Raw genomic sequence first — 10,870 nt, forward strand, 5'->3', positions numbered from 1 at the left:
GCGGAACGACTGCCTCCGGCGCCGCGATCCGGCTAGTTCTCCTCGTCCGGGGAGTCCGCCCCGGCATCGTCCGGAATGGTCGGTTCCGGCTGCTCGGGCAGCTCGGCGGCGAGCGCCGCCGCGGCCTGGACGAGGGGAAGAGCGAGCATGGCCCCGGTTCCCTCACCCACGGAGACGCCGTGGTCGAGCAGCGGGTTGAGTGCCATCCGGTCCAGCGCCTTCGCCTGCGCCGGCTCACCGCTGACCTGACCCGCCAGCCACCAGTCCGGCGCCCGGAACGCCGCCCGCTGCGCCACCAGCGCACAGGCCGCGCCCACCACACCGTCCAGGATCACCGGCATCCGGCGCACCGCGCTCTGCAGCAGGAAGCCCGTCATCGCCGCCAGGTCCGCCCCGCCGACCGCCGCGAGCAGTTCCAGCTGGTCGCCCAGGACCGGCCGGGCGCGCCGCAGCGAGTCCCGGACCGCCGCGCACTTGCGCATCCACGCCAGGTCGTCGATCCCGGCTCCGCCCCGGCCGGTCACGACGGAGGCGTCCGTCCCGCACAGGGCCGCGATCAGCGTCGAGGCCGGCGTCGTACCGCCCACGCTCAGATCGCCGAGCACGACCAGATCCGTGCCCGAATCGGCCTCCTCGTCGGCGATCGCCATGCCCAGCCGTACCGCCGCCTCGGTCTCCTCCGTGGTCAGCGCGTTCTCGATGTCGATCCGGCCGCTGCCGCGCCGCACCCGGTGGCGGACCACCTCGGCGGGCAGCAGCTCCGGCTCGCAGTCCAGACCGGCGTCGACCACCCGCACCGGGACGTTCGCCGCGCGGGCGAGCACCGCCACCGGGCTCGCGCCGTCGAGGACCGAGCGGACCAGCTCGTGCGCGGTGCCGGCCGGACGGCCGGACACCCCGAGCGAGGCCACCCCGTGATCGCCCGCGAAGAGCACCACGCGCGGCTGCTCGATCGCCCGCACCTTGACCGAACCCTGAGCCGCCGAGAGCCACTCGCCGAGTTCGTCGAGCCGGCCGAGCGCACCGGGCGGGACGATCAACCGCTCCCGGCGTTCCTCGGCGTCACGCCGCACCCCGCCGTCGGGGCGCTCGATCAGATCGGAGAAGTCGTCCAGGTTCAAGGCTCTTCCTTGTGACATCGGCGGTGGCCATCGGTGATCGCACCCTACCCGCGCAGCACCAGAGCCTGTCCCGCTACGACGAGGAGTACCTGCTCGCACTCGTCGCCGAAGGCCGCGTTCAGCCGGCCCAGCTCGTCCCGGAAACGCCGCCCCGCCGCGGTGGCGGGCACGACCCCCGAGCCCACCTCGTTGGTGACGGCGACGACCGTACGGGACGTGGCCCGCACCGCCGCCACCAGCTCCTCGACCCGCTTCCGCAGAGCCTCCTGCCCGCCGCCCGCCCACCGTTCGTCGTCCCAGGCCCCCACCTGGTCCATGGCGTCCGTCAGCCACAGCGACAGACAGTCGATCAGCAGCGCCGGGCCCTCGGCCTCCGCGAGGAGCGGTACGAGGTCGCAGGTCTCGGTCGTACGCCAGGAGCCGGGCCGCCGGTCCCGGTGCAGGGCCACCCGCTGCGCCCACTCCGGGTCGCCCTGCCGGGGACCGGAGGTCGCCACGTACAGCACCTCGGGGAACGTCTCCAGGCGCCGCTCGGCCTCCACCGACTTGCCCGACCGGGCCCCGCCGGTCACCAGCGTCCGGCGCGGGACGTCCGGTACGGCGTGGTACTCGCCGACGTACAGCGTCGTGCCGTCCGGCACCGTCCGCGCCCCGGCCGCCGCGAGCCGCCGGTCCAGTTCCGCACCGCCCGGCACGTCGTGGTCGAGATGGACGGCGATCACCTCGGTGCTCGCGGAGACGGCCCCGGTCGTCCGCATCCGGGCCAGCGCGTCCGGGCGGCCCGTGGCGTCCATGACGACCATGTCGTACGGACGGCGGTGATCGTCGGTCAGACCGGCGGGGGAGCCGCCCGGCGGCAGATAGAGCAGCCGCTCGCCCTCCGGCGACGTCACCTCGTACCCCGTACCGGGGGAGTCCATCGGCACGGCCCGCACCCGGTGTCCGCTGATCAGCGTCAACTCCCGTCCGTCCGGCACCCGTCCCGCGGACGGCAGCCCGGCCGGCACCTCCACGGCCGGTCCGTCGTGCGGGTGTGTCAGCAGCACCTGCCGGACACCGACCAGCGAATGCCCCGCGCGGGCGGCGGCCAGCGCGGCCCCCGGCGTCAGGTCGAGGAGCAGCGCCTCGTCCACGAGCAGCGCGGTGGCGGCCCGCGCCCGGTCACCGCGGGAGGTCGCGCACATGGCGCAGGGGCAGTCGGGGCGCGGGAGCCCGAGGGGGGCGCCGGTGCCGAGCAGAGTCAGTTCCACCCATTGATCCTCCCGCGTCACCGCGAGGGGTGCGCGCCCGGCTACGCTGCGGGCAGGAAACCGATCATCCGGTGAGCCTCAGGAGGCGGACATGGCATGGACGTGGCGGTTCGAGAAGTCCGACGGCACGGAGACCGCTCCCGCGGTGGAACCGGAGGACTGGACGACCCAGGGCGACGCCGAGTCCTGGATCGGTGAGGTCTGGAAGGACCTTCTGGAGGGCGGGGCGGACCAGGCCACGCTCTTCGAGGACGACACCAAGATCTACACGATGTCGCTGAACGCGGAGGCGTAGGACTCGGCGGGCGGCCGGTCCCTCCGCGGGCCCGGCCGCTCGCCGTCCCGCTCCCCGTGGGGCGCGGGACGCGCGGGGCGTCAGCCCCGGACACCGCACAGGTGGAGCAGCGCCGCTATCCGGCGGTACGGTTCCGTCCGCCCGGCGCGGTCCTCGGCGGCGAGCAGCCGCTCCAGCTCCTCGGCGGCCGGCAGGCCCACGTCGCCCGCCATCCCGTCGGTGAAGACCCGCACGCCGTACCAGGCATGCAGCGGTGCGGCGATCCCCGCCAGCGTCGACGTCAGCGCGTCGAGGCGGTCGGCCCGCACCTTGAATCCGTTGTCGTCGGTGTACGTGTCCGACTCGAAGCCGGTCAGCGCGCCCGACCAGTCCCCGGCCAGGCCGGGCCGCATGGACAGCGCGTCCGCGTTCCGCACCACCAGGGAGAGCAGACCGCCGGGGGCCAGCATCCGGGCGAGGCCCGCGAGCAGGGCGTCCGGCTCGTCCGCGTACATCAGGACACCGTGGCAGAGCACCACGTCGAAGCTGCCCGGCAGGAAGTGCACGCCGGTCTCACGGCCGTCGCCCTCGATCAGCCGGACCCGCTCACGGATCCCGGCCGGTTCGGTGGCCAGCGATTCCCGGGCGGCCTTGAGCAGCTCGGGATCGGCCTCCAGACCGGTCACCGTGTGACCCGCCCGGGCCAGCCGCAGGGCCTGGGTTCCCTGCCCCATGCCCGCGTCCAGGATCCGCAGCCGCTGCCCCACCGGGTAGCGGCCGGTTATCTGCTCGTCGAGCTGGCGCGCGATGAGCTCCTGACGGACGGTCTCGCGCAACCCCCCGTACCCGCTCGGCCACGGGGAGGCGGCGGGCAGCAGCGGACCGCTGCCCGCGCCGGAACCGGAGCCGTTCGTGCTCAGGGCCGCTCTCCGCGCTTGACCTGCGGCTTCGGCAGTCGCAGTCGGCGCATCTGGAGCGTACGCATCAGGCCGTAGGCCACGGCACCCCGCTTCGGCTCGTTCGGGAAGCGCTCGTTCAGCTGCTTCTTCAGACGGAGCCAGATGCCGATCGAGTCGATGACGATCATCACGATCACACCGAGCCAGAGCAGCAGCGAGATGTTCTGCAGCGCCGGGACGCGGATCATCGACAGGACGAGGATCACCACGGCCATCGGGAGGAAGAACTCCGCGATGGAGAAGCGCGAGTCGACGAAGTCGCGCACGAAGCGGCGGACCGGACCCTTGTCACGGGCCGGCAGGTAACGCTCGTCGCCGCTGGCCAGCGCCTCGCGCTGACGAGCCAGGTCGGTGCGGCGGGCCTCGCGCTGGCGCTTGGCGGCCTCCTTGCGGTCGGTCGGCACCGTCGCGGCGCGACGGCGCTGGGTCTGCGCCTCACTCCGCTTCGGGGTCGGGCGGCCCTTGGGGGCCTCAGGGTCGCGGGGCTGCTTGGAGAGGTCCGCCGTCACCTTGTCGGTGGGGGCCTTCTCTTCCTTGGAACGGCTACGGAACACATTCCCCAGAGTACGTGGTGGGGGGTGTGGACCCCAGTCCGGCCGGGAACGATCCGGTATCGGCCTGCGTCTGTGGGGGTACGCACGGACGACACGCACGCTTTCCCCGAGGTCCATCTACACCCTGGGCCTGAGGAAGCTCGCGCGTAGTCGTCCTTGGGGAGGAGCACATCCGGCCCCGAACAGTGCGGTAATGGAGGCAGGGACCGTACTGTGGATCCTGTTGGAGTGCTTGAGCCGAGTCCGTCAGAAGGGGGCGCGCGAAGCCCATGAGCGGTGTCATGAAGCGTATGGGGATGATCTTCCGCGCGAAGGCAAACAAGGCCCTCGACCGGGCCGAGGATCCGCGCGAGACCCTCGATTACTCCTACCAGAAGCAGCTGGAGCTCCTGCAGAAGGTCCGGCGGGGCGTCGCCGACGTGGCGACATCGCGCAAGCGGCTCGAACTGCAGCTGAACCAGCTCCAGGGCCAGTCCGCCAAGCTGGAGGACCAGGGCCGCAAGGCGCTGGCGCTCGGCCGTGAGGACCTGGCCCGCGAGGCGCTGTCCCGGCGGGCCGCGCTGCAGCAGCAGGTGAGCGACCTCGAGGTGCAGCACCAGACGCTGCAGGGCGAGGAGGAGAAGCTCACGCTGGCCGCGCAGCGGCTCCAGGCCAAGGTCGACGCCTTCCGTACGAAGAAGGAGACGATCAAGGCGACCTACACCGCCGCGCAGGCGCAGACCAGGATCGCCGAGTCGTTCTCCGGCATCTCGGAGGAGATGAGCGACGTCGGCGTGGCGATCCAGCGCGCCGAGGACAAGACGGCCCAGCTGCAGGCCCGGGCCGGTGCGATCGACGAGCTGCTCGCCTCGGGCGCGCTCGACGACCAGTCGGGCCTGGCCAAGGACGACATCCAGGCGGAGCTGGACCGGCTGTCCGGGGGCACGGACGTCGAGCTGGAGCTGCAGCGGATGAAGGCCGAGCTGGCCGGCGGGCCCTCGGACTCGAAGCAGGCGATCGAGGGCGGTACGGGAACGCCGCAGGACCAGGCCCAGAAGTCCTCCCACCCCAGGTTCGACAAGCAGTAAGGACGGCGCGTCATGATCGTAAGGATCATGGGGGAGGGCCAGTGGGAGCTGGCCGACAGTCACTTCGTCGAGCTGAACAAGCTGGACGACGAACTGCTCGCCGAGATGGAGTCGGGAGACGCCGACGGCTTCCGCCGGACGCTCTCGGCCCTGCTCGACGCGGTCCGCCGCCTCGGCGAACCCCTCCCCGACGACGCACTGGAACCCTCGGAACTGATTCTTCCGGAACCGGACGCGACGCTCGAAGAGGTCCGGGAGATGCTCTCCGACGACGGTCTGATCCCGGGCTGACGCCTCCGACAGCGACGGCAGCGCCCCGCCTCCCGCACAGGGAAGCGGGGCGCTGCCGTGTCCACCACCCCGTACCGTTGCTCCGTGACCTCCCTCGACAGCGGCTTCTCGCAGGCCCGGCACTGGCTGCGGGCACATCCCCTCGCCTTCGACGCCGGCCTCGCCCTCGCCGTGCTCGCCTGCATGGTCACGGGATCCTTCGCCGACCCCCACGGCAGCCCCAACGGGCCCACCTTCGGCGACCGCACCCCCGACGCCGCCGGCGTCCTCCTCATGGTGCTGGGCGCCGCCGCCCTCGTCCTGCGCCGACGCGACCCCCTCGCCGTCCTCGCCTTCACCGGCGGCGTCACCCTCGTCGAACTGATCACCGACGACCGTCCGGCCCCCGTCGCCATGAGCGCCGTCATCGCGCTCTACACCGTCGCCTCCCGCACCGACCGCCCCACCACCTGGCGCGTCGGACTGCTCACCATGGGCGTCCTGTCGGGCGCCTCGATGCTCTTCGGCCCCACGCCCTGGTACGCCCAGGAGAACCTCGGCGTCTTCGCCTGGGCCGGCATGGCCGCGGCCGCCGGCGACGCCGTCCGCAGCCGCCGCGCCTTCGTCGACGCCATACGGGAGCGGGCCGAGCGGGCCGAGCGGACCCGTGACGAGGAGGCCCGGCGCCGGGTCGCCGAGGAGCGCCTCCGGATCGCCCGCGACCTCCACGACGTCGTCGCCCACCACATTGCGCTGGTCAACGTCCAGGCCGGAGTCGCCTCCCACGTCATGGACAAGCGCCCCGACCAGGCCAAGGAAGCCCTCGCGCACGTCCGCGAGGCCAGCCGCTCCGCCCTCAACGAGCTGCGCGCCACGGTCGGCCTGCTCCGCCAGTCCGGCGACCCCGAGGCGCCCACCGAGCCCGCCCCCGGCCTCGCCGTCCTCGACGAGCTGCTCGCCACCTTCCGCAACGCGGGCCTCCCCGTGGAGCTCGTCCGCACGGACGACGACGCGGGGCTTCCGGCCGCCGTCGACCTCGCCGCGTACCGGATCATCCAGGAGGCGCTGACCAATGTGCAGAAGCATGCGGGCCCGGACGCCAAGGCCGAGGTGAGCGTCATCCGGGTCGGCCGGACCGTCGAGATCACCGTCCTCGACAACGGAGTGCCGCAGCCGGCGACGCCCGCCGACACCGGCGGGCACGGACTGATCGGCATGAGGGAGCGCGTCACCGCGCTCCGCGGCACGCTGACCGCGGCACCCCGCTACGGCGGCGGCTTCCGGGTCCAGGCGATACTGCCCGCAACGGCCCGTACGGGGGAGGACGCATGACCATCCGGGTGCTGCTCGCCGACGACCAGGCCCTGCTCCGCAGCGCCTTCAAGGTGCTCGTGGACTCCGAGCCGGACATGGAGGTCGTCGCCGAGGCCGCCGACGGGGCGCAGGCGGTCGCCCTCGCCCGGTCCACGGGGGCCGACGTCGTCCTGATGGACATCCGGATGCCCGGCACCGACGGGCTCGCCGCCACCCGCATGATCACCGCGGACCCGGAGCTGTCCGCCGTACGGATCGTCATGCTGACCACCTTCGAGGTCGACGAGTACGTCGTGCAGTCGCTCCGCGCCGGCGCCTCCGGCTTCCTCGGCAAGGGGGCGGAACCGGAGGAGCTGCTCAACGCCATCCGGATCGCCGCCGCCGGAGAGGCCCTGCTCTCGCCCGTGGCGACCAAGGGCCTGATCGCCAAGTTCCTCGCGCAGGGCGGCAGTTCGGACCCCGAGGACGGCGAGGACGCGCCGGCGTACTCCGAGCGCCTCGCCGCCCTCACCACCCGCGAGCGCGAGGTCCTCGTCCTCGTCGGCGGCGGCCACTCCAACGACGAGATCGCCGAACGCCTCGAGGTCAGCCCCCTCACGGTCAAGACGCACGTCAACCGGACCATGGCCAAGCTCGGCGCCCGCGACCGCGCCCAGCTGGTGGTCACGGCCTACGAGTCCGGCCTGGTACGTCCAAGGGTGGAGTGACGGAGTGCCCCGGCGTACTCCAGACGCGGTATGCGCGGGATAAGGAATTGGACCCGGGGCCGAGGATCCGGGGCTTCTCATGGCTGATGGTGTTAGCGGGCACCCCTGGATCGTCCTGGCGCCCGCCTGCCGAGTACGCCACAGAAGAGAGACCCCATGTCCTGGCTGTCCAGATTCAGCCTCGCGCAACGGGCCCTGATCGGGCTGATGTCCATCGTCGCCATCGTCTTCGGGGCGATCGCGATACCGCAGCTGAAGCAGCAACTGCTGCCCTCGATCGAGCTCCCGATGGTCTCGGTCCTCGCTCCCTACCAGGGCGCGTCGCCCGACGTGGTCGAGAAGCAGGTCGTCGAACCGCTCGAGAACACCATCAAGGCCGTCGACGGCATCAAGGGCGTGACCTCCACGGCCTCCGAGGGCAGCGCCGTCATCATGGCCACCTTCGACTACGGCGACGAGGGCACCAAGCAGCTCGTCGCCGACGTCCAGCAGGCCGTGAACCGGGCGCGCGCGGTGCTCCCCGACGACGTCGACCCGCAGGTCGTCGCCGGCTCGACGGACGACATCCCGACCGTCGTCCTCGCCGTCACCTCCGACAAGGACCAGCAGGCCCTCGCGGACCAGCTGGAGCGGACCGTCGTCCCGGCCCTGGAGGACATCGACGGCGTCGGCCAGGTCTCCATCGACGGCGTCCAGGACCTCCAGGTCTCCGTCACCCCCGACGAGAAGAAGCTCGCCGCGGCCGGGCTGAACTCCATGAAGCTCGCCCAGGCCCTCCAGGCGGGCGGCGCCACGGTCCCGGCCGGCTCGTTCTCCGAGGCCGGCAAGAGCCGTACGGTCCAGGTCGGCGGCGGCTTCACCTCGCTCCAGCAGATCCAGGACCTGCGCATCAAGCCCGACCAGGGCAAGGCCGTCCGCGTCGGCGACGTGGCCGCGGTGAAGCAGGAGGAGTCCTCCCGGGTCTCCATCACCCGTACCAACGGCAAGCCCAGCCTGGCGGTCCTGGCCACCATGGACAACGACGGCAGCGCCGTCGCCATCTCCGAGGCCGTCAAGGACAAGCTGCCCGAGCTCCGCGAGGACCTCGGCGCCGGCGCCGAGCTGACGGTCGTCTCCGACCAGGGCCCGGCCGTCTCCAAGTCGATCTCCGGCCTCACGACCGAGGGCGCGCTCGGCCTCGTCATGGCCGTCCTCGTGATCCTGGTCTTCCTGGCCTCGATCCGCTCGACGCTGGTCACCGCGGTCTCCATCCCGCTCTCGGTCGTCCTGGCCCTGATCGTGCTGTGGACCCGTGACCTCTCGCTCAACATGCTGACCCTGGGCGCCCTCACGATCGCGATCGGCCGGGTCGTCGACGACTCGATCGTGGTCCTGGAGAACATCAAGCGGCACCTCGGCTACGGTGAGGAGCGCCAGTCGGCGATCCTCACCGCGGTCCGCGAGGTCGCGGGCGCCGTGACCTCCTCGACCCTCACCACGGTCGCGGTCTTCCTGCCGATCGGTCTGGTCGGCGGCATGGTCGGCGAGCTGTTCGGCTCGTTCAGCCTGACCGTCACCGCCGCGCTGCTCGCCTCGCTCCTGGTCTCCCTCACCGTCGTCCCGGTCCTCTCGTACTGGTTCCTGCGCGCCCCCAAGGGCACGTCGGCGGACCCGGACGAGGCCCGGCGCCTCGCGGAGGAGAAGGAGAACAAGAGCCGCCTGCAGCGCCTGTACGTCCCGGTCCTGCGCTTCGCGACCCGTCGCCGCCTCACCAGCGTGGCGATCGCGATCGTCGTCCTGGTCGGCACCTTCGGCATGGCCCCGCTCCTGAAGACCAACTTCTTCGACCAGGGCGAGCAGGAGGTCATGAGCATCAAGCAGGAGCTTGCTCCCGGCACCAGCCTCGTGGCGGCCGACGAGGCCGCGCGGAAGGTGGAGAAGGTCCTTTCCTCCACCGAGGGCGTGAAGGACTACCAGGTCACGGTCGGCTCCTCGGGCTTCATGGCGGCCTTCGGTGGCGGTACGGGCGCCAACCAGGCCTCGTACCAGCTGACGCTGGAGGATTCGGCGTCGTACGAGAAGACGCGCGACGCCATCGACGAGGCCCTCGGCAAGCTCGACGGCATCGGCGAGACGACGATCGCGGCCGGCGACGGCTTCGGCAGCCAGGACCTGAGCGTGGTGGTCAAGGCCTCCGACGCGGACACCCTGAAGAAGGCGTCCGAGGCGGTCAAGGCCGAGGTCGCGGAGCTCGACGACGTCACCGACGTCCAGAGCGACCTGTCGCAGTCCGTGCCGCGGATCTCCGTCAAGGCCAACGCGAAGGCGGCGGACCTCGGCTTCGACGACACGACGCTCGGCATGGCCGTCGCCCAGGCGGTCCGCGGCACCCCCGCCGGCAAGGCGATCCTCGACGACACCGAGCGGAACGTCGTCCTGACCTCGGCCAGCCCGGCCACGACGATGGACGGCCTGAAGAGGCTGCCGCTGGGGCCGGTCAAGCTCGGCGACATCGCCGAGGTGAAGCTGGTCCCCGGCCCGGTCTCGATGACCCGGATCGACGGTGCCCGCGCGGCGACGATCACGGCCAAGCCGACCGGTGACAACACGGGCGCGGTCAGCGCCGAGCTCCAGACGAAGATCAACGCGCTGGAGCTGCCGGAGGGTGCCACGGCCTCCATCGGCGGTGTCTCCGAGGACCAGTCCGAGGCGTTCGTCAACCTGGGCCTGGCGATGCTCGCGGCGATCGCGATCGTCTTCATGCTCCTGGTCGCGACCTTCAAGTCCCTGATCCAGCCGCTGATCCTGCTGGTGTCGATCCCGTTCGCGGCGACCGGCGCGATCGGTCTGTTGATCGTGACGGGGACCGCGATGGGCGTCCCGGCCATGATCGGCATGTTGATGCTGATCGGCATCGTGGTCACCAACGCGATCGTCCTGATCGACCTGATCAACCAGTACCGGGCCCAGGGCCTGGGCGTCGTCGAGGCGGTCGTCGAGGGTGGCCGCCACCGTCTGCGCCCGATCCTGATGACGGCGCTGGCGACGATCTTCGCGCTGCTCCCGATGGCGCTCGGCATCACCGGCGAGGGCGGCTTCATCGCCCAGCCGCTGGCGGTCGTCGTGATCGGCGGTCTGATCACCTCGACGCTGCTGACGCTGCTGCTGGTCCCGACGCTCTACGCGATGGTGGAGCTCCGCAAGGAGCGCCGCGCGAAGAAGAAGGCGGCGAAGAAGGCGAAGCGGGACGGCTCGCTGGACAACCCCGAGCAGCCGGACGTGACCCCCGCGGACGCGACGCTGCTGGACAAGCTGGACGCGCTGGACATCTGACGCCCCCAGGGCGCCCCAAGGAGGCCCGGCTCGGCACCGACG

General features: G+C 71.9%; 10 protein-coding genes. 6 read left to right on the forward strand and 4 right to left on the reverse strand.

The window, feature by feature from the left end; all coding sequences use genetic code 11:
• Nucleotides 1-32: 32 nt before the first annotated feature.
• Nucleotides 33-1,121: a nicotinate-nucleotide--dimethylbenzimidazole phosphoribosyltransferase gene (gene cobT / locus ACFVZW_RS35360; RefSeq protein ID WP_384530429.1), complete on the reverse strand. Its 1,089-nt coding sequence runs from the start codon at nt 1,119-1,121 to the stop codon at nt 33-35.
• A gap of 44 nt (nt 1,122-1,165) precedes the next feature.
• Nucleotides 1,166-2,371 (reverse strand): bifunctional adenosylcobinamide kinase/adenosylcobinamide-phosphate guanylyltransferase, encoded by a 1,206-nt coding sequence (locus ACFVZW_RS35365; RefSeq protein ID WP_384530432.1) that lies wholly within the window; start codon nt 2,369-2,371, stop codon nt 1,166-1,168.
• Nucleotides 2,372-2,462: 91 nt separating this feature from the next.
• On the opposite strand from ACFVZW_RS35365, the gene ACFVZW_RS35370 reads away from it, so the two are divergent.
• Nucleotides 2,463-2,666: a hypothetical protein gene (locus tag ACFVZW_RS35370; RefSeq protein WP_362367585.1), complete on the forward strand. Its 204-nt coding sequence runs from the start codon at nt 2,463-2,465 to the stop codon at nt 2,664-2,666.
• 80 nt (nt 2,667-2,746) lie between these two features.
• Here ACFVZW_RS35370 and ACFVZW_RS35375 read toward each other — a convergent pair whose 3' ends face one another.
• Both ACFVZW_RS35375 and ACFVZW_RS35380 read right to left on the reverse strand, forming a co-directional pair.
• The gene (locus ACFVZW_RS35375) at nt 2,747-3,481 is read right to left on the reverse strand and encodes a class I SAM-dependent methyltransferase (protein ID WP_384530435.1); all 735 of its coding nucleotides are present in this window, start codon (nt 3,479-3,481) and stop codon (nt 2,747-2,749) included.
• An 80-nt stretch (nt 3,482-3,561) separates the two neighbouring features.
• On the reverse strand, nt 3,562-4,158 hold the full coding sequence (locus tag ACFVZW_RS35380) for a DUF3043 domain-containing protein (protein ID WP_329121412.1): 597 nt from the start codon (nt 4,156-4,158) through the stop codon (nt 3,562-3,564).
• A 269-nt stretch (nt 4,159-4,427) separates the two neighbouring features.
• On the opposite strand from ACFVZW_RS35380, the gene ACFVZW_RS35385 reads away from it, so the two are divergent.
• The 5 genes from ACFVZW_RS35385 to ACFVZW_RS35405 all read left to right on the forward strand — a co-directional run bounded on the left by ACFVZW_RS35385 (nt 4,428) and on the right by ACFVZW_RS35405 (nt 10,828).
• Nucleotides 4,428-5,225: a PspA/IM30 family protein gene (locus ACFVZW_RS35385; protein ID WP_384530438.1), complete on the forward strand. Its 798-nt coding sequence runs from the start codon at nt 4,428-4,430 to the stop codon at nt 5,223-5,225.
• A 12-nt stretch (nt 5,226-5,237) separates the two neighbouring features.
• Nucleotides 5,238-5,516, forward strand: a complete 279-nt coding sequence (locus ACFVZW_RS35390) for a hypothetical protein (protein ID WP_384530441.1) — start codon at nt 5,238-5,240, stop codon at nt 5,514-5,516.
• An 84-nt stretch (nt 5,517-5,600) separates the two neighbouring features.
• Nucleotides 5,601-6,827 (forward strand): sensor histidine kinase, encoded by a 1,227-nt coding sequence (locus ACFVZW_RS35395; RefSeq protein WP_384530444.1) that lies wholly within the window; start codon nt 5,601-5,603, stop codon nt 6,825-6,827.
• Nucleotides 6,824-7,516, forward strand: coding sequence for a response regulator (locus tag ACFVZW_RS35400; protein WP_384530446.1), 693 nt, complete (start codon nt 6,824-6,826; stop codon nt 7,514-7,516). The genes ACFVZW_RS35395 and ACFVZW_RS35400 overlap by 4 nt, the downstream gene beginning before the upstream one ends.
• 156 nt (nt 7,517-7,672) lie before the next feature.
• On the forward strand, nt 7,673-10,828 hold the full coding sequence (locus ACFVZW_RS35405) for an efflux RND transporter permease subunit (protein WP_384530449.1): 3,156 nt from the start codon (nt 7,673-7,675) through the stop codon (nt 10,826-10,828).
• The last annotated feature ends 42 nt before the right edge of the window (nt 10,829-10,870 follow it).

Origin of the sequence: Streptomyces sp. NPDC059567, from assembly GCF_042735655.1 — a bacterium.
Classification (GTDB): Bacteria; Actinomycetota; Actinomycetes; order Streptomycetales; family Streptomycetaceae; genus Streptomyces.